Origin of the sequence: Pseudoalteromonas sp. SCQQ13 (assembly GCF_015864415.1) — a bacterium.
Classification (GTDB): domain Bacteria; phylum Pseudomonadota; class Gammaproteobacteria; order Enterobacterales; family Alteromonadaceae; genus Pseudoalteromonas; species Pseudoalteromonas nigrifaciens.
The window spans coordinates 162256-182204 of record NZ_JADYXG010000008.1 but is presented as its reverse complement, the minus strand read 5'-3'; the positions used below and the strand labels follow the sequence as shown (position 1 = coordinate 182204).

At 40.9% G+C, this 19949-nt stretch carries 17 protein-coding genes; 7 read left to right on the top strand and 10 right to left on the bottom strand.

Annotated elements, in window-relative coordinates:
* Positions 1 to 82: 82 nt before the first annotated feature.
* From I6F41_RS08765 to lrp, 7 genes are all read right to left on the bottom strand, one after another.
* On the bottom strand, positions 83 to 487 hold the full coding sequence (locus I6F41_RS08765; protein ID WP_197108180.1) for a DUF6869 domain-containing protein: 405 nt from the start codon (positions 485 to 487) through the stop codon (positions 83 to 85).
* Positions 488 to 963: 476 nt separating this feature from the next.
* A complete protein-coding gene (gene serS / locus I6F41_RS08760; protein WP_197108179.1) occupies positions 964 to 2268 on the bottom strand; it encodes a serine--tRNA ligase in 1305 nt (434 codons plus the stop codon).
* 8 nt (positions 2269 to 2276) lie between these two features.
* Positions 2277 to 2657: a fluoride efflux transporter CrcB gene (gene crcB, locus I6F41_RS08755; protein WP_041454454.1), complete on the bottom strand. Its 381-nt coding sequence runs from the start codon at positions 2655 to 2657 to the stop codon at positions 2277 to 2279.
* Positions 2650 to 3993 (bottom strand): replication-associated recombination protein A, encoded by a 1344-nt coding sequence (locus I6F41_RS08750; RefSeq protein ID WP_011328391.1) that lies wholly within the window; start codon positions 3991 to 3993, stop codon positions 2650 to 2652. The genes crcB and I6F41_RS08750 overlap by 8 nt, the downstream gene beginning before the upstream one ends.
* Positions 3986 to 4612, bottom strand: coding sequence for an outer membrane lipoprotein chaperone LolA (gene lolA / locus I6F41_RS08745; RefSeq protein WP_086998676.1), 627 nt, complete (start codon positions 4610 to 4612; stop codon positions 3986 to 3988). Before lolA ends, I6F41_RS08750 begins: the two co-directional genes overlap by 8 nt.
* Positions 4612 to 7098 carry a DNA translocase FtsK gene (locus I6F41_RS08740; protein WP_011328393.1) on the bottom strand — a complete coding sequence of 829 codons (2487 nt, stop codon included), beginning with the start codon at positions 7096 to 7098 and terminating at the stop codon, positions 4612 to 4614. The genes lolA and I6F41_RS08740 overlap by 1 nt, the downstream gene beginning before the upstream one ends.
* Positions 7099 to 7295: 197 nt before the next feature.
* Positions 7296 to 7775 carry a leucine-responsive transcriptional regulator Lrp gene (gene lrp, locus I6F41_RS08735; protein WP_011328394.1) on the bottom strand — a complete coding sequence of 160 codons (480 nt, stop codon included), beginning with the start codon at positions 7773 to 7775 and terminating at the stop codon, positions 7296 to 7298.
* Between the two features lie 138 nt (positions 7776 to 7913).
* Between lrp and ald the strand changes: the two genes are divergently transcribed.
* Positions 7914 to 9035 (top strand): alanine dehydrogenase, encoded by a 1122-nt coding sequence (gene ald / locus I6F41_RS08730; protein ID WP_179807343.1) that lies wholly within the window; start codon positions 7914 to 7916, stop codon positions 9033 to 9035.
* A 128-nt stretch (positions 9036 to 9163) separates the two neighbouring features.
* Here ald and pssA read toward each other — a convergent pair whose 3' ends face one another.
* A complete protein-coding gene (pssA, locus tag I6F41_RS08725) occupies positions 9164 to 10489 on the bottom strand; it encodes a CDP-diacylglycerol--serine O-phosphatidyltransferase (protein WP_011328396.1) in 1326 nt (441 codons plus the stop codon).
* Positions 10490 to 10777: 288 nt separating this feature from the next.
* Between pssA and trxB the strand changes: the two genes are divergently transcribed.
* The 4 genes from trxB (at position 10778) to infA (ending at position 13548) form a co-directional block, all read left to right on the top strand.
* Positions 10778 to 11728, top strand: coding sequence for a thioredoxin-disulfide reductase (trxB, locus tag I6F41_RS08720; RefSeq protein ID WP_011328397.1), 951 nt, complete (start codon positions 10778 to 10780; stop codon positions 11726 to 11728).
* A 97-nt stretch (positions 11729 to 11825) separates the two neighbouring features.
* On the top strand, positions 11826 to 12542 hold the full coding sequence (gene aat / locus I6F41_RS08715; protein WP_011328398.1) for a leucyl/phenylalanyl-tRNA--protein transferase: 717 nt from the start codon (positions 11826 to 11828) through the stop codon (positions 12540 to 12542).
* Positions 12535 to 13239: an arginyltransferase gene (locus I6F41_RS08710; protein ID WP_041454455.1), complete on the top strand. Its 705-nt coding sequence runs from the start codon at positions 12535 to 12537 to the stop codon at positions 13237 to 13239. Before aat ends, I6F41_RS08710 begins: the two co-directional genes overlap by 8 nt.
* Before the next feature lie 90 nt (positions 13240 to 13329).
* Positions 13330 to 13548: a translation initiation factor IF-1 gene (infA, locus tag I6F41_RS08705; RefSeq protein ID WP_002962494.1), complete on the top strand. Its 219-nt coding sequence runs from the start codon at positions 13330 to 13332 to the stop codon at positions 13546 to 13548.
* Between the two features lie 211 nt (positions 13549 to 13759).
* Here infA and clpA read toward each other — a convergent pair whose 3' ends face one another.
* Positions 13760 to 16021, bottom strand: a complete 2262-nt coding sequence (gene clpA, locus I6F41_RS08700) for an ATP-dependent Clp protease ATP-binding subunit ClpA (RefSeq protein WP_011328400.1) — start codon at positions 16019 to 16021, stop codon at positions 13760 to 13762.
* Between the two features lie 68 nt (positions 16022 to 16089).
* Positions 16090 to 16398: an ATP-dependent Clp protease adapter ClpS gene (gene clpS / locus I6F41_RS08695; protein ID WP_011328401.1), complete on the bottom strand. Its 309-nt coding sequence runs from the start codon at positions 16396 to 16398 to the stop codon at positions 16090 to 16092.
* Between the two features lie 209 nt (positions 16399 to 16607).
* Between clpS and cspD the strand changes: the two genes are divergently transcribed.
* Positions 16608 to 16826 carry a cold shock domain-containing protein CspD gene (cspD, locus tag I6F41_RS08690; RefSeq protein ID WP_011328402.1) on the top strand — a complete coding sequence of 73 codons (219 nt, stop codon included), beginning with the start codon at positions 16608 to 16610 and terminating at the stop codon, positions 16824 to 16826.
* Between the two features lie 796 nt (positions 16827 to 17622).
* Positions 17623 to 19845, top strand: coding sequence for an NADP-dependent isocitrate dehydrogenase (locus I6F41_RS08685; RefSeq protein WP_197108186.1), 2223 nt, complete (start codon positions 17623 to 17625; stop codon positions 19843 to 19845).
* The last annotated feature ends 104 nt before the right edge of the window (positions 19846 to 19949 follow it).

Genomic DNA, 19949 nt, shown 5'->3' with positions numbered 1-19949 from the left:
CGCAGAGGCTCACCACTTTTAAAATTTGCAATTAATAGCTAAATTTTACTAGTCGTCCACCTCAGGGCGTGTTGTTATGTTGCTACTGCTCACAACTGTCTTGTATCTTTTGAACTCTAGCCCAAACTTCGTCAGTCATTTTATGTTGCCATACGCCCGTCATCATCCAAGCAAAGTTTTCATTAGTAGATGATAAGGTTTCAATTTCTGAAATATATTTGTCACCGTGAAACGCAAGGAGGTGCTCAACAGGACCAGCGGCCATAGTTTCAAGATGACGAGCGTCATAAGCTAGTTCGAAAGCTTTAATTATAAAACTCCATTGAAAGTCATCTGATGCAAGGAAATTCATCATTACAACATCTGAACCTATTGGAGTATTTTCTTCATCATCAAGATCTATTTCGGCAAACCATTTTTGGATAAATTCACATAATGATTTATCACTAATACCTTTCCACCATTCATCGATAGAGTTATCACTCATACTCAATACTATCCTTGCAACATAACAGCTTATTGAACACCACTTTGGGGGTTTATAACACCCCAAAACGGCGTATATTACATGGCTCAATAATTCCACTAAATAACTACAATGTAAACAAGTAATTACGTATGTTATAAAATCACCGTTGTTACAATACCCCAAAACGACTTTTAATAATGTTATTGGACAAAACCCGATTAACTGTCTATGTATACAGCAGTTTGTTTTTTAGAGGTTAACACTATGAAATCATCTTTTTTAACTATGATTTCTGAACAAATGCATTTAAAACGCTACAAGTAAAAAGGACAGGCGCATATTTTTTGGCAAATAACTGTAACGCGCTAAAGCACGCCCTACATATTAGCTGAACCTTTTTACTTTTAACCTATAATAAAAAAGCCGCTGTTTGTAATTAACAGCGGCTTTCTTTTTAAGCTCATAAGCCTAAAACTTGGCTTAAAGTTTACGTTTTATTGCTTGCCAATCACTTCAAGGCCACCCATGTACGGGCGTAACACTTCTGGTACTACAACTGTGCCATCGGCTTGTTGGTAGTTTTCTAGTATGGCTACGAGTGTGCGGCCAACGGCTAAACCTGAGCCATTTAGTGTATGTAGTAACTCTGGCTTTTTAGCCCCTTCACGGCGAAAACGTGCTTGCATACGACGTGCCTGAAAATCTACCATGTTTGAACATGATGAAATTTCGCGGTAGGTGTTTTGCGCTGGTAACCATACTTCTAAGTCGTAGGTTTTAGCTGAGCCAAAGCCCATGTCGCCCATGCATAAAATTACTTTGCGGTACGGTAGCTCAAGTTCTTGTAGTATTTGCTCTGCATGACCTGTTAACTCTTCAAGTGTTGCCATTGAGTCTTCTGGTTTTACCAGCTGTACCAGTTCTACTTTATCAAACTGGTGCTGGCGAATTAAGCCGCGAGTGTCGCGACCATAGCTACCGGCTTCACTTCTAAAACATGGCGTGTGCGCAGTTAAACGAATTGGTAAATCGCTTTCGTCGTAAATTTCATCGCGTGCACTGTTAGTAAGTGGTACTTCTGCTGTAGGGATTAAGCTAAAGCCTGATTGCTGTTCGCCATCGTCGTTTACAAGGCCTAACGTGTGGAATAAATCGCCCGCAAATTTAGGTAATTGGCTAGTGCCGTATAGACTTGCGCTATTTACTAGGTACGGTACGTACATTTCTGTGTAACCGTTTTTGTCTGTGTGGGTGTCTAGCATGTATTGCGTTAATGCACGATGCATACGCGCTACTTGGCCGCGCATTACAGTAAAGCGTGCGCCACTAATTTTAACGCCCATTTCAAAGTCTAAGCCGTTTAAGTCTTGGCCTACATCAACGTGATCTTTCACGTCAAAATCAAACTTTTTAGGTGTGCCCCACGTTAGTATTTCAACGTTGTCGTCTTCGTCTTTACCTGCAGGTACTGATTCGTCTGGCAAGTTTGGAATTGCTAAGGCAATGTCGTTAATTGCGGCTAATACTACATCTTGCTGCGCTTTTGCTGCGTCTAGCTCGCTACCTAAGTTAGCAACTGCATCAAGTAGCGGTTGAGCGTCTTCGCCTTTGGCTTTAGCTTGGCCAATTGCTTTTGCGCTTGCATTACGCTGACTTTGAAGTTCTTGCGTTTTTACTTGTAATGTTTTGCGTTTTTCTTCAAGTGCCGTGACCGTCGCTACATCGAGTTCGTAACCGCGAGCCGCTAAGCGTGCTGCAGTTTGTTCGATATCTTGACGTAAAAATTTAGAATCTAACATGTTAGTTTTTAACCTTTTTGCATTACTAGCTGAAGGCCCAGCCAAGCCATAAAAATACACACCATCACGTTTAAGATGATATTGAGGGCCATTTTAATAAAGTGACCTTGTTGTAATAACAACAGCGAATCCATTGAAAATGTTGAAAAGGTGGTTAACGCACCTAAAAAGCCAACCCCGATCAGGGCTTTAGCAGGGCTTTCGGCGATTATATCTTTATCTAGTAAACCGTACAAAATGCCCATCAACAATGAACCCAGAATATTAACCGCCAACGTGCCAAAAGGGAATCCCCTACCGAGGAGTTTTAGCATGCTTTCGCTAATAAAAAACCGTAAACACGCTCCTGAGGCTCCGCCAAGGGCGATCATCATATAAAGTTTAATCATTTTCGTATCGTTTAAGTGGGCTTTGCGCGTCGCGCTCTTTTAAGTAATCGAGCTTTTGCTTAATTTTTTGCTCAAGGCCACGATCGCTCGGTGAGTAATACTCCCTACCTTGCATTTCTGGTGGTAAATACTTCTCTCCGGCTGCAAAAGCGCCTTCTTCGTTATGCGCATAACGATACTCAGCGCCATACCCTAAGTCTTTCATTAAGTTGGTTGGGGCATTACGTAAATGCTCGGGCACGGGGTAACTTGGCTCGTTTTGGGCATCGGCCTTGGCTTGATTAAACGCCATATACACCGCATTACTTTTAGGTGCGCTGGCTAAATAAAGTGTGGCTTGAGCAATTGCGCGTTCGCCTTCGCTTGGGCCTACTCGCTGAAAAATATCCCATGCGTTTAGCGCCACTTCCATAGCGCGCGGATCGGCGTTGCCAATGTCTTCTGTGGCTATAGCGAGTAAGCGCCTTGCTACATATAAAGGGTCACCCCCACCGGCTAAAATACGGCAATACCAGTACAGCGCGCCATCGGGGGAGCTGCCTCGTACCGATTTATGAAAGGCCGATATTAAGTCGTAAAACTCATCGCCGCCTTTGTCGTATTTAGCTAAATGTGTGGGCAGCACTTGGCTAAGTACGTGCTCGTCTACGTTGTATTGGCCGTTTTGCTCCGTGGTTAAATCAACCGCTTGCTCTAGTAAGTTAAGTACTTTACGCGCATCGCCACCACTTGCTTGGCACAGTGCTTTTTTAGCGTTGTCGGCAATTATTATGTGTTTTTGGTTTAATTGTTCGTCTTGTTTGAGTGCGCGATCTATTACTGTGTATAGGTCGGTATTGGCAAGCGATTTTAAAACATACACCCGCGCCCGCGACAAAATAGCGTTGTTAAGTGCAAATGAAGGGTTTTCGGTGGTTGCACCTACAAATATAAACGTACCGTCTTCTATGTGCGGTAAAAATGCATCTTGCTGAGATTTATTAAAACGGTGTACTTCGTCAACAAACATTAAGGTGCGTTGGCCACGGCTTTGTAGGTTTTCGCGCGCCTGCGTAACGCTGTCGCGAATATCTTTAACGCCTGCAGTAACTGCCGACATTTGAATAAGCGCAGCATCGGCATGATTAGCTATTATTTGCGCGAGCGTTGTTTTACCTACGCCCGGCGGGCCCCACAATATTAAACTATGGCAGCGCCCTGCAACAATTGCCTGATGCAGTGGTTTATCGGCGCTGAGTAAGTGCTGCTGACCAATGTATTCATCAAGCGTTGTTGGGCGCATACGCGCTGCGAGTGGGCGTACATCGGGCCCAAAGTTAAATCCTAAGTTACTCACCGTTACTCTGATCGTCTATTTCAACACCTTCAGGAGGCGTAAATTCAAAGGTGCTTTTATCAAGCGGCGTATTAACTTGTGCATCATTAAAAGTAAACGACGATAACTGCCCTGAATTATCGGTTACCACTAATTTAGCCAAACCTTGCTCGTTACCAGCAAAGGTTATATCTAGCTGCTCTACTTGGCTTTCTACGCCTTTGTTTGGCGTTACGCTGAAGCCGCTATTTGTAGCCAGTACGCTGTATTTTTCCCACTGCGCTGGGTCTTTTGAGGTAAGTAACACAAACGGCGTTGAATCTATAAGGCTGCTAGTTTGCATAATAGTTACTTGCTCGGCAAAGCTGTCGAAGTAATATGTTTTATCCCCATTTGATACAAATAATGTATCGTCTGGATTGGTTTGCTGCCAGCGGATCATCATAGGTTGTTGCAGGGCAATCGTGCCCTCGCCTTGCATTACTGCTTGGCCTTGTTTGTCTGTTACTTTTTGCGAGAACTGCGCTTTAAAGCTTTTTAGCGATGCGAGTTGATCTTGTAATGCTTGGCTGTCGTCTGCAAAGCTTGGCGTAGCAACTAAGCTGCCAAGTACTAATAATAAGGTGTTAAGTTTTTTCATTAATTTGCTCCATTAGGTACTAATACATCGCGAGCGCCATTGTGGCCAGCTGAACTCACGATACCCGATGTTTCCATTTGTTCTACTAAGCGTGCTGCGCGGTTATAGCCAACACGTAATTTACGTTGCACAGACGACACCGATACTTTACCGGTTTCAATTACAAACGACACGGCTTCGTCGTATAACGGATCGTTTTCTTCATCTGCGTTTTCGCTGGCTTCACCCGGTAATAAAATATCCTCGTTCGCGTCGCCATTAAGTATTTCGTCTATGTAATTTGGTTTAGCACGGGCTTTCCAGTCGTTTACTACTGCGTGTACTTCGTGGTCGTCTACAAACGCGCCATGCACACGCTCAGGAACACTTGTACCTGGCGGTAAATACAACATATCACCCATACCTAGTAAATTTTCGGCACCTTGTTGGTCAAGTATAGTGCGCGAATCTATTTTACTCGATACCTGAAACGCCATACGCGTTGGTATATTTGCTTTAATTAAACCGGTAATTACGTCTACCGATGGGCGCTGTGTTGCCAGTATTAAATGAATACCTGCGGCACGTGCTTTTTGCGCAATACGGGCAATTAGCTCTTCTACCTTTTTACCTACAATCATCATCATGTCGGCAAATTCGTCAATTACTACCACTATACTAGGTAGTTTTCCAAGCTCATCTGGGCCATCTTTCATGCCATCGGTGTCTTTAAATAATGGGTCCATTATTGGATAGCCCGCTTCTTTGGCTTCAAGCACTTTTTGGTTGTAACCTTTTAAGTTACGTACACCCAAAGCCGACATTAGCTTATAACGACGCTCCATTTCGCCCACACACCAACGCAGTGCATTAGCGGCTTCTTTCATGTCGGTAACTACTTCACACAATAAATGCGGAATACCTTCGTATACCGAAAGTTCAAGCATTTTAGGGTCAATCATGATCATACGTACATCGTCAGGCCCCGATTTGTACAGTAAGCTTACTATCATCACATTAACGCCCACTGATTTACCCGAGCCTGTAGTACCGGCTACCAGTAAATGTGGCATTTTACCAAGGTCGGCACATACCGGCTCCCCAGCAATATCTTTACCTAATACCATAGTGAGTGGCGATGGGTTTTGCTCAAATTTAGGGGCGTTTATTACTTCTGATAAACGCACTATTTCGCGATACTTGTTAGGCAGCTCTATGCCTACATAGGTTTTACCCGGAATAACCTCAACCACACGTACACTAATTGCCGAAAGCGAACGGGCTAAATCTTTTGCTAAACCGGTAATTTTAGACACCTTTATACCGGGTGCCAAATCTAGCTCAAAGCGTGTAACAACTGGCCCTGGGTATACTGCTACAACCTTTGCTTGTACGTTAAAGTCGAGCAGTTTTGTCTCTACTAGTCGCGATACTGTATCGAGCTCTTCTTGCGAAATAGGGTTTTTAGCTTTGTCGGGTCTGTCGAGTAAATCAAGCGATGGTAATGGCCCTAGTGGCGGCTCTTGATTAAGTAATTGTTCAAATTTTTCTTTGGCTGTTGGCGGCGGCTGATACGCAGCTTTTGGCTTGTTCATTGGCCTTGCTGGCGATACTACCGTAGTTACAGGCTTTTCTGGCTCTACTACTGGGCTCTGATCAAGTGCATTAAGTGCAGCTTCTGTATCCATTGGATCGTCATCTATGGCGCTAAAGCCAATTTCTTGATCGAGAATGTCGTCTAGCTCGTCAAACGGCATAAATTCGTCGCTAATTTGCGGCTCATTAAATGGCGTTTGCGGTTTGTTAATTGATTTTTGTTTATTTACTTTTTTGGTATTTGTTTCATCGGCTTGCTCGTTGGCGTCTGGTTCAAATTGTGCGTCTATTTGCTGGTTATCATTACCCGCTAAACGCTCTCGGTTTAGCCAGCCTTTTACATAATTGCTAATGTAACGATAAAAACGAACGATTAAATCACCTAAATAATCAACAAAATCTACCCACGAAACGCCCGTTAATAATGTTAAACCGGCAAAAAAGAAGCACAATAATAGTATTGAAGTACCGGTAAAGTTAAATGCAGGCATCATTGCCGATTCAATCACATCGCCCACTACCCCGCCTGATGAAAAGTTATAAATATCATCAAAATTAATGCTGCTAATAGCGGTAGCTGAGGTAATAAATAAAGCAAAACCAATAACACGCAATGCTAAGGTGGTGTAGTCGAGTTGTAAAATTCGGTGCGGTTGTTTAAATAGTAAATAACCAAATATCTGAATTGCGGCCGGTACTAAATAAGCCAACCAGCCAAAAGTGAGTAATAATATGTCAGCAATCCATGCACCCGCAGCGCCAGTAATGTTTTTTACTTCGCTAAAGCTAGTTTGCGACCATGCAGCATCCGCCGGATCAAAGCTGATTAAGGCACATAAAATAAATATTGCTGTAAAAGTGCTGATTATCAGCCCTGTTTCTAATAGCCTTTGCACACCGTTTAGGCGCATAATTCCCTATTCCTCTTTATTATTTTTACACTCACTTAGCAGTGGAATACCTTAGCAGGAAATGTATTTTGTTGCACTTTATCTTAACCTTGATGGCCTGATTATGAACAAGTTTTTATAATTTAAACTTATATTATGCGAAACTAATTATAAATTACTATATTAGCCTATAAATAACACACATATTGTAAATCAGCTTAAGCAACATAGGGGCGAATAATTACGCCTTCCTCGCCTTTTACTTCTTCCATTACTACATAAGTACGACTTTCGCTAACATTGGGTAACTTTAAGAGTATATCGCCCAGTACTCCTCGATATTCTGACATGTCGTTTACCCGCGTTTTAAGTAAAAAGTCAAAATTACCCGATACTAAATGGCACTCTATTATTTCGTTATGCTTTTTAACTGCAGCACTAAATTCGTCAAATACATCTGCCGATGTTTTAGTAATAGTTACCTCAACGTATACCGATAAACCTTGGCCAAGCTTAGCCGGATCGACCACAGCCTTGTAACCAAGTATATAACCTTCTCGCTCCAACTTTTTTACACGCTCTAAACAAGGTGTCGCACTTAAGCCAACTCGTCGGGCCAGTTCCACATTAGATAACCGCCCATCCTGTTGTAATTCCACTAATATTTTGCGATCTATTCTATCTAATAGTGTATGCATACTCACCTAGTTTATTATTCTGTTTAAAAGCCAAAAACAGATATTATCACTATAATATGTTAAAAAAAAGGTAAGACACACTAGCAACTCATGAATATAATAGTGAAAAAACTTATCCCGTTCTAACAAGGCAAAATTATGATTATAGGTGTACCTAAAGAAATTAAAAACCATGAATACCGCGTAGGTATGGTTCCTGCTAGTGTTCGTGAGCTCGTTAATCACGGCCACCAAGTATTAGTGGAAACAGATGCGGGTATGGGCATTGGCTTTACTAACGACGATTACGTACAAGCCGGTGCTGAAATTTTAGCAACACCTGCTGATGTATTCGCAAAAGCCGAGATGATAATTAAAGTAAAAGAACCACAAGCGATTGAGCGTGCCATGCTGCGCGAAGATCAAATTCTTTTCACTTACTTACACCTTGCCCCTGATTTACCACAAACTGAAGACCTAGTTAAAAGCAAAGCAATTTGTATTGCATACGAAACAGTCACAGACTCTCGCGGTGGCCTTCCTCTTTTAGCTCCTATGAGTGAAGTAGCAGGTCGTATGTCTATTCAAGCAGGCGCACAAGCACTTGAAAAAATAAATAAAGGCAGTGGTATGTTACTTGGTGGCGTACCGGGCGTTGAGCCAGCTAAAGTAGTTATTATTGGCGGCGGTATGGTTGGCCGTAGCGCTGCACTTATGGCGGTTGGTTTAGGTGCAAACGTAGTAATACTTGATCGTAACATTGACGTATTACGCGCACTAGACGCACAGTTTGGCAACAAAGTACGCGCTATTTACTCAACTGCCGACGCACTTGAAAAACACGTACTAGAGGCCGATTTAGTAATTGGTGGTGTACTTATTCCAGGTGCAGCTGCACCTAAACTAGTAACTGCTGCGCACATTAAAGCCATGAAACCAGGCTCTGCAATTGTTGACGTTGCCATTGACCAAGGTGGCTGTATTGCTACCTCTAAAGCAACTACCCATGCTGATCCTACGTTCATTGTTGATGACGTTGTTCACTATTGTGTTGCTAATATGCCGGGCGCTGTGCCACGTACTTCTACGTTTGCACTTAACAATGCAACCTTGCCGTTTATTATTAACCTTGCAAACAAAGGTTATAAAAAGGCATTGCTTGACGACGCTCACTTCTTAAAAGGCTTAAACGTAATAAAAGGCCAAGTAACTTACAAAGAAGTAGCTGAGGCGTTTAACATGGAATATGTTGATCCTCGTACTGCGCTAGAAAACGTTTAATTTAGCGTAAAGCACTCAAGCATTAATTTACTTGAGTGCTTTAAACTTTAGAGTAAACATTAGTGCAAACAAAAAAGCAGCTATTAGCTGCTTTTTTGTTGTATAGATTTTAAATTTTATAAGGTTACTTATATAAAACGTTTAATTATAAAATCTACTTTTACACGTTTTGCTTGGCCAAGTAACTTTTTAACCGCTTGCGGATAATCGTCCATGGTTTCTAAATCATCTGGGCCAGTTAAACGGCGACAGTGCTGCAGAATTTCTTGCTTTTCGTTGTCAATATCTTGCATTATTGTTTGTTGTGGATCTTCAATTAAAATACCATTTTCAACATCTAGTCCCCACGCCCGCGGGTTAAGGTTATGACCACTGAGTAAATGTACTTTTCTGTCTGAACAAATGCCTTTTAAATGAAACGAATTACTGTCGTGCTTCCATAGATAAACGTTTAAATTACCGTTATCAATATGGCGTTTTTGCGTTTTAACAAATTTATGCAAAATAGTTTCGTATAAATACGGCAACGCGCCTATTTTACTAAATGGCTCGCTAGGCGGTACATAAAAGTCGTTGGCCGTTTTATCGCCTACTACAATAGTGACTTGCTTACCTTGTTTTAATAGCCGGCGTAATGAGCGCATTAATGGCGCCGGAAAATTAAAGTAAGGCGTATACAACACCAGCTCTTGCTCGGTGGCGTCAAACATGGTTTTAATTAAACGATTAAGTTCGTTATTGCGTCGCCCTAATCCTAAAAACAAACGAATACCTAAGGACTGAGTATTATGCAGCTCGGCGCTGTTATACCTTGCTGTTTTTAAATCACGCATTAATTGCTTTTGATCTAATCTAAAGTCATTAAGCTTTGGCAGCGGGCGGCTATCAATACGCGGCACTGCATTTGAGCTAAGTAATGTTGTTTCAATAAAGTCTATTACAGCATCGCATAACGCGTTTTGCGTAACTAAAAAGTAACGATCGAGGCGATAACGGTCGTTATACTCTAAATACACATTATTTATACTCGCGCCGCTATAAAGCAAGGTGTCGTCAATCACAAAACCTTTTAAATGCAATACGCCAAATAACTCTTTCGCTTTTACTGGTACGCCGTATACCTGCACGTTCGATTGAAACTTTTCGAGGTAATCACAATATAAACTGGCATTCCCCTCAGATTTTTCGGCACCAATAAGGCCACGTTGCGCGCGATGAAAATCTACCAGCACTTTTATTTCAAGCGCTGGGTTAGCTAATGACACCTGGTGCAGTGCCTCTAAAACTTCACGTCCGGCTTCATCATCTTGTAAATAAAGCGTGGTTATATAAATTCGTTTTTTTGCGTTGGCAATTAAACGTAGCAATTGCGTACGGTACTCTTGCGCATTGGTTAAGACGTTAAGGTCTTTTGAAGTCAACCCAAATGCGGGTTTTTCCTGCCAAAATAACATAGTTGCCTATTCACTTAGGTCACATAATCTTTCAGTGACAAATCAAAATTAGGTAAAACATATCAAAAAAAATCAAACCGGTCATGAATTAACGCAGTTTTGTTGCGTATTAGTCTGTTTATTGAACTAATTTTACTTATTAGACATAAATTACTCCATTTTAAGTACACAATATTGCACAGCTTTAAAATTTGTTAAAAAAATTAATCACGGATTTTGTTTACTTCCTGCTTGTTTTTCTTAGAATCGAGCGCATTACAGAGTGAATTAAACGTTTAGGAAAAAACCATGACTGAAGCAAAACATTGTAAGTTACTTATTTTAGGCTCAGGCCCCGCTGGTTACACTGCCGCAGTTTACGCAGCCCGCGCAAATTTAAACCCGGTATTAATTACTGGTATGCAACAAGGTGGCCAATTAACCACCACTACCGAAGTAGAAAACTGGCCTGGCGATGCACATGGCTTAACTGGTCCTGCGTTAATGGATCGTATGAAAGAGCATGCTGAGCGCTTTGAAACTGAAATTATATTTGATCACATAAATAAAGTAGACGTGTCTAAACGTCCTTTCACTTTAACTGGCGACCAAGGCACTTACACCTGTGACGCACTAATCATTGCAACAGGCGCGTCTGCTAAGTACCTAGGCTTAGAGTCAGAAACAAATTTTCAAGGCCGTGGCGTATCTGCGTGTGCGACCTGTGATGGTTTTTTCTATAAAGGACAAAAAGTAGCGGTTGTTGGCGGCGGTAACACAGCTGTTGAAGAAGCGCTTTACTTATCTAACATTGCCGATGAAGTGCATGTAATTCACCGTCGTGATAGTTTCCGTAGTGAAAAAATACTAGCCGACCGCCTTGCTGAAAAAGCAGCAAACGGTAATGTGGTAATGCATTACAACCGTACGCTTGACGAAGTATTAGGTGACCAAATGGGCGTTACCGGTGTGCGTATTAAAGATGCAAACTCTGATGCAACCGAAGAGTTAGACCTAGCGGGCGTATTTATTGCTATTGGCCATAAGCCAAATACCGATATGTTTGTTGGCCAACTAGAGATGAAAGACGGCTATATAATTGTTGAGTCGGGCCTTAATGGCAACGCTACACAAACTAGCGTACCAGGCGTATTTGCCGCTGGTGATGTGTCGGATCATATTTACCGCCAAGCAATTACTTCAGCCGGAACAGGTTGTATGGCAGCATTAGATGCTGAGCGCTTTTTAGATAATCTATAAGCAGTTAAGTATTTAGTGAAAAAGGCTGATAAATCAGCCTTTTTTTATGTCTAAATTATAGTTACACTTTTGTTATTCGTTTTTATTGAAGTATTGTATGAAAAAGCAGCTGTACCAGCTAAGTAATACCGATATAGCATTTCCACCTATAGAGTGCGCTCTCGACTCCCCCGACGGTTTACTCGCTATTGGTGGCGATTTAAGTTTAGCGCGGCTAAGTAACGCTTATAATAATGGTATATTTCCGTGGTTTAGCGAAGACGAGCCAATAATGTGGTGGTCGCCCAGTGAGCGCGGCATTGTAGAGCTTGATAATTTTCATATTAGTAAAAGCCTGCGCAAGCATTTAAAAAAGCACCCGGTCACCGTTACTATAAATAATGCCTTTATTGAAGTGATTGAAGCATGCTGCGAGCAACGCATTGATACCGATGGTACGTGGATCACCTCTGACATGCTCACTGCGTACATTAACGCCCATAACGCAGGCATTGCTCATAGTGTAGAAGTGTGGCGCGAGGGAGAGCTTGCAGGTGGCTTATATGGCATTATGCAAAATGGTGTTTTTTGTGGCGAGTCGATGTTTCATCATCAAACAAACTGCTCTAAGCTGGCTATGTGGGCGTTGGTTAATTGGCTTAAGCGCCATAACGCGCATTTTATTGATTGTCAGCTCGAAAACCCCTATTTAATGTCGTTAGGGGCGACAGTGATCCCACGCCCTGCATTTTTAGCTAAACTACACGCAGCGCAAAATTATAAAGTAGACCCTGCTATGTGGATACCACAGGAGCTTAACGCTATTTATGAATGAACATATTCCTGCACGCGCTGGTTTAAGCCAAGAGTTTGCTTGTAGTTATTTACCCAACCGCCAAGAGCAGTTATTGGTCATTCTTGATCCAAGTTGCTACAGCAGCGATAAATTTGAGTCTTTGCTGGCGTTAGGTTTTCGTCGCAGCGGTAACCAAATTTACCGCCCGCACTGTCCAACTTGCAGCGCATGTAGCTCTGTACGTGTATTAGCACAAGAGTTTATTGAGACAAAATCGCACAAACGTAAACTAAACAAAGCAAAAACACGCTTTGAAGTTAAATATTCTAACCAAGAGCGCCCGCAATACTACGCGCTGTACAGTAAATATATTAGTTTGCGCCATCAAGACGGTAGTATGTATCCTCCTGATAAAACACAGTTTCAGAGTTTTTTATTATGCAGTTGGTTAAACATCACTTTTATAGAACTTTGGGATCAAGACAATTTAGTTGCGGTTGCCGTAACTGATTGTATGGACAAGGCTATTTCAGCTATTTATACTTTTTTTGACCCCGACTATGAGCAGTATAGTTTGGGTACTGTGATGATTTTACAGCAGCTAATATTTGCTAAAGCACAAAATAAGCACTACGTGTACTTGGGCTACCAAATAGACGAATGTCCTAAAATGAACTACAAAACGCAATTTTTACCGGCGCAAAAACAAGTCAAAGACCAGTGGTTGACTATTTAATTTGCAAAAATAGCCGCTGCGCCTTTACTTATTGGCGTATTTTGGGCAGAATCTGCAGCGTTTAACTATTAAAGAGGTGTTACGCTAAACATGGCGAAAGAAGACGTAATCGAAATGCAAGGGACAGTCCTTGATACTTTACCAAATACAATGTTCCGAGTTGAGCTAGAAAATGGTCACGTAGTTGTGGCTCATATTTCAGGCAAAATGCGCAAAAACTATATCCGTATTTTAACCGGCGATAAAGTAACGGTAGAAATGACTCCTTACGATTTATCGAAAGGTCGTATCGTATTCCGTGCTCGCTAAGTAAGTGCGTAAACGAGATTTAGTTTTTGGCTAGTGTTTCACTAGCTTTAAGCGTTTATTAAATGTAATTGATGGATATTAACTAGCAATTACATTTAATAAACAAAAAACCCAGCCTTGCTGGGTTTTTTGTTGTCTATAAAACATTACAAAAAAAGGCCTGCTTTTTAAAAGCAGGCCTTTTTATTTAACTCATTTAGCGCATATTAAACTAAGCTGGTGTTAAATCACTTTGATAATCAAAGCGAATTTTTTTATCTTTAACCGATACTTTAACCGTACCGCCTTCAACAAGTTCACCAAAGAGTATTTCGTTGGCTAATGGTTTTTTAAGCTGCTCTTGGATAATACGTGCCATAGGACGTGCCCCCATCGCTTTGTCGTAACCTTTGTCAGCCAACCATTCCCGTGCTTTAGCACTTAGCTCAAGATTAACTGACTTTTTATCCAGTTGCGCTTGAAGCTCTACAATAAACTTATCAACCACAAGTAAAATAACGTCTTTATCAAGGTGATTAAACCAAATAATGTTATCTAAACGGTTTCTAAATTCTGGTGAAAATACTTTATTAATTTCACCCATTGCATCGTGCGTATGGTCTTGCTCGCTAAAACCAATTGACGCACGCGTTGTTTCTTGCACGCCCGCATTGGTGGTCATTACCACGACTACATTTCTAAAATCGGCTTTGCGGCCGTTATTATCAGTTAATGTACCGTGATCCATTACTTGCAGCAATATGTTGTAAATATCTGAGTGCGCTTTTTCAATCTCATCTAACAGTACTACCGCATGCGGGTTTTTAATTACCGCTTCAGTGAGTAACCCACCTTGCTCAAAACCAACATAACCTGGTGGCGCACCAATTAGTCGACTTATTGCATGGCGCTCTACGTACTCCGACATATCAAAGCGAATAAACTCAACACCCATACATTTAGCTAGCTGTTTAGTTACCTCGGTTTTGCCTACCCCTGTTGGGCCTGCAAATAAGAACGACCCTACCGGTTTTTCTTCGTTGGCTAAACCAGAGCGCGATAAGCGAATAGCCGATGTAAGCGCATCAATAGATTGATCTTGCCCAAACACCAACATTTTTAAATTGCGGTCTAAGTTTTTTAGCGTTTCTTTGTCGCTAGATGACACACTTTGCGGTGGAATACGCGCCATTTTAGCCACAATGTTTTCTATATCGGCAACGCCAATGGTTTTTTTACGTTTAGAGCTAGGCAGTAAACGTTGGCTTGCACCGGCCTCGTCAATTACGTCAATTGCTTTGTCGGGCAAATGGCGTTCATTAATATATTTTGCACTTAGCTCTGCCGCTGCTTTTAATGCTTTTTGCGTATAACGAATGCCATGGTGCGCTTCGTAACGCTCTTTTAAACCATTTAATATTTTAGTGGTATCGGCAACACTCGGCTCAAGCACATCAATTTTTTGAAAGCGACGTACCAAAGCACGGTCTTTCTCAAAAATATTTTTGTACTCGTTATAAGTTGTCGAACCCATACAGCGTAATTGCCCACTAGAGAGTAGCGGCTTAAGTAAGTTTGATGCATCCATAACTCCACCCGATGCCGCGCCGGCACCAATAATGGTATGAATTTCATCAATAAATAAAATAGAACCCGGTTGTGCTTGCAACTCTTTTAGTAAGCTTTTAAAGCGTTTTTCAAAATCGCCACGGTACTTAGTACCTGCCAATAATGCGCCCATATCAAGCGAGTAAACAACTGCATCGGCAATTACTTCGGGTACTTGCTTATTTACAATACGATACGCTAAGCCTTCTGCAATTGCTGTTTTACCAACACCTGCTTCGCCTACTAATAATGGGTTGTTCTTTTTACGACGACACAACACCTGTACAGTACGCTCTACTTCACTATCGCGCCCTATTAATGGGTCAATGTGGCCTTCGAGCGCTTGTACGTTTAGGTTAGTGGTAAAGCTGTCGAGCTTGCTTGCTTCTTCGCTTTGCACTTCTTGTACGTCTTCGTGAATATCGTCGGTGTCATCGCCTAATTCATCATCGCCTTTGGCAATGCCATGCGAAATAAAATTAACAATATCGAGACGTGATATGTCGTGTTTTTTAAGTAAATAGACTGCTTGGCTTTCTTGTTCAGAAAAAATAGCCACCAGCACGTTTACGCCTGTCACTTCGTTTTTACCCGATGATTGCACATGAAAAACAGCACGTTGCAATACACGTTGAAAACCAAGAGTTGGCTGAGTTTCACGCTCTTCTTCTAAATCTGGAATAACCGGCGTGGTTTCGTTAATAAACTCAAGTAGTTCAGTTTTTAACTCTGCAACATTTACTGCACAGGCACTTAGCGCTTCCCCAGCAGATGGATTGTCCAAAAGCGCAAGTAAAAGGTGTTCTACCGTCATAAACTCATGACGACGTGTACGCGCTTCGCGAAACGCGCTGTTCAAAGTAAGTTCTAAATCTTTATTTAGCATTGGCAACCCCTTACAGAGATAATAATTTTATACCATTACAATCGAACGAAAGATCATTCGCTTGGTATTTATTCCTGCTCACAACTACATAGCAGTGGATGCTCGTTATCCCTTGAATACCGGTTAACTTGTTCAGCTTTTGTATGGGCTACATCTGAGCTAAATACGCCACAGATCCCCTTCCCTTGTTGATGAATTTGCAGCATCACGTCGGTTGCTCTATCGCTATCCATATTAAAAAACGTCATCAGGACCTCAATCACAAAATCCATTGGCGTGTAATCGTCGTTATTTAAAACAACTTTATATTTTCGCGGTGGTTGCAGCTTTTGCTTTTCCTTGTCGCGAACGATGTCTATAACACCTGAATCTTTCATACCACTCATAATTAAATATAGTCTTGTCTTTGTAACTCAAGCAAACTTGAATAAAAAAATAAATAAAATGTTAATAAATAGATCAAAACACTTGACTGACTGGCTAAATAAACTACAGTCAAACATAGATTGATTAAACCTTAGTCAGTCTAGCAAATTATACAGTTTAGATTAACTAAATTAGTGAACTTATAGAAGGATGTAGAAGTATGGCTTGTGGTAAAGTCAAATGGTTCAATAATGCCAAAGGTTTCGGTTTCATCGTAGAAGACGGCTGCGAGAATGATATTTTCGCTCATTACTCAACAATTGTAATGGACGGCTATAAAACACTTAAAGCTGGTCAAGATGTAACATTCGAATTAGAACAAGGCCCTAAAGGCTTACATGCTAAAAATATAGCGCCTAACGGTGATATTATTGAGTGACTGTTATTTTGTTCTACTAAAGCGAGTGACCTGCTTAGATCCTCGCTTAATTCCTTCAACATCTTTTTTATCATCTCTTCTTCTGTATTAATAGCCTCATTATCTGCAAATTCAACCCTTTTCCTTGAATTTATTTTATCTACCCCAATATTTTCTGTATTGAATGTTAAATATCAATTTGTATTAAATACGCGAATATACCAATAACATTAAATTAATGAGTAATTTCGGCGCAAAAAAAATGGCTTAACAATAGGGTTAAATAATGTATCCCATTGTTTTACCTTAGTTATTTTAAAAGCAACCAATAAGTCATTTAATACGCAAGCATGCTCATATTTTTAATAAAATTGGCATTTACTATAGCGACAAGTAAAAAAGCTTAATAATTAAGCATAAATTTAAATGTATAGTTATTCTATATGAAAATTTTAATGCCATTATGAAACTTTAGTCCGTTAGAACGATCAATGTTTTTAATTCAATTGGTATAACTACTTGGATGGTGCTTGCAAAAACTAGCCCTTTTAAACCAAGCTTGTTACACTCTTTACCCTAAAAATAACGTATTAACGCTAGCCTAAAGGCTAATTTATTTTTATTAAATGTTTAGTTATAAATACGGTACTAGCTGGTCAGGTGTGACTATTTTGCATTATATAAATATAGGCAATAAACACCTAACTGACTGCTCATTGCTCCATTATTAACGCTTTAATGTATTACCAATACTGGTGGCAATGATTTCTTTGCATTGTTGAATATGGTCGTTATGGCCAACTATCTAGGAATGATGATGACATCAAAAATTATCTATACAAAAACGGACGAAGCTCCGGCACTCGCAACTTATTCGTTGCTACCTATCATCCAAGCATATACAAATGCGGCAGGTGTTGAAGTTGAAACTCGCGATATTTCATTAGCAGGTCGTGTAATTGCAAGCTTCCCTGATTATTTAACACCAGAACAACGTATTAACGATGCACTGGCTGAACTTGGCGAACTGGCTAAAACACCAGAAGCTAACATTATTAAATTACCAAACATCAGCGCCTCTGTACCACAGCTTCGCGCGGTAATTAAAGAGCTTCAAGCTAAAGGTTATGCACTTCCAGAATACCCTGTTGAGCCTAAAAACGATGAAGAAAAAGCAATTCAAGCTGCGTACGACAAAATTAAAGGCAGTGCAGTAAACCCAGTACTACGTGAAGGTAACTCAGATCGTCGTGCACCTGGTTCTGTAAAAGAATATGCACGTAACAACCCGCATTCAATGGGTGCGTGGAGCAAAGATTCTGAATCTTACGTTGCTAGCATGAGCGAAGGCGACTTTTTTGGTTCTGAGCAATCAGTAACTGTTGATACAGCCACTGATGTGCGTATTGAACATGTTGCAACTAACGGCGACGTTACTGTGCTTAAACAAAGCACACCGCTTTTAGCTGGCGAAGTTATTGATGCATCAAGCATTAGCGCTGCTAAACTGCAAGCTTTCTTAGCTGCCGAAATTGATGCTGCTAAAGAAAAAGGCGTATTATTCTCGCTGCATATGAAAGCGACAATGATGAAAGTATCTGACCCAATTATTTTTGGTCACGCTGTAAAAGTATTCTACAAAGATGTATTTACCAAGCATGGTAAACTTTTTGAAGAGCTAGGTGTTGATGTAAATAATGGTTTAGGCGATGTGTACTCTAAAATTCAAACATTAGATGACGCTAAGCGCGGAGAAATTGAAGCAGACATTCAAGCTGTTTACGCTAACCGCCCCGCTATTGCTATGGTTGATTCTGACCGTGGTATTACAAACTTACACGTACCAAGTGACGTGATCATCGATGCATCTATGCCTGCTGCAATTCGTTCAAGCGGTCAAATGTGGAATAACGATGGTAAATTACAAGACACTAGCTTTGTAATTCCAGATCGTTGTTACTCAGGTATTTACCAAGCAACTATTGATTTTTGTAAAGAAAATGGTGCGTTTGATCCAACAACTATGGGTAGCGTTCCAAACGTTGGCCTTATGGCGCAAAAAGCAGAAGAATACGGTTCACACGACAAAACGTTTGAAGCTAAAGCAGACGGTTCAATCCGTGTTGTTGATGCAAACGGTACTACTTTACTTGAGCACAGTGTTGAGCAAGGCGATATTTGGCGCATGTGTCAGGTTAAAGATGCACCAATCCAAGATTGGGTTAAGCTTGCAGTAAACCGTGCACGCGCAACGGGCGTTCCTGCTATTTTTTGGTTAGACGAAAACCGTGCACATGATGCGCAGCTAATCAAAAAAGTAAATAAATACCTACCAGAGCACGATACAGCTGGCCTAGATATTCAAATTTTAGCACCGCTTGAAGCAACTTTATTCTCTTTAGCGCGTATTAAAGAAGGTAAAGACACTATTTCTGTAACAGGTAACGTTTTACGTGATTACCTTACAGATTTATTCCCAATTTTAGAGTTGGGTACAAGTGCTAAAATGCTGTCAATTGTTCCACTTATGAACGGTGGTGGCTTATTTGAAACTGGCGCAGGTGGTTCTGCACCTAAGCATGTGCAACAATTCGAAAAAGAAAACCACTTACGTTGGGATTCTTTAGGTGAATTTTTAGCACTTGCTGCATCGCTTGAGCACCTAAGCGTAACGACGGGTAACAACAAGGCACAAGTACTTGCTGACACCCTAGATAAAGCAACTGGTACTTTCCTTGCAGAAAACAAGTCGCCTTCACGTAAAGTAAAAGAAATTGATAACCGTGGTTCTCATTTCTTCTTATCTTTATTTTGGGCACAAGAACTTGCTAAGCAAAATGACGACAGCGAACTTAAAGCGCAGTTTACGCAAATTGCTAGCGACCTTGAAACTAACAAAGAACAAATTGTTAGTGAGCTAAACAACGCTCAAGGCCCAGCGGTAGATTTAGGCGGTTACTTCCAGCCTAACGACGATGCTGCTTTTAAAGCGATGCGTCCAAGCACTACCTTTAACGATATTCTTGCTAAATTAGTATAATATTGAAATGAATTTAAAAGCCGCTTACTTGCAAAAGTAAGCGGCTTTTTTATGTCTAAAATTTACAAATAAAAAGGCCGCTATTTATAAAATAGCGGCCTTTT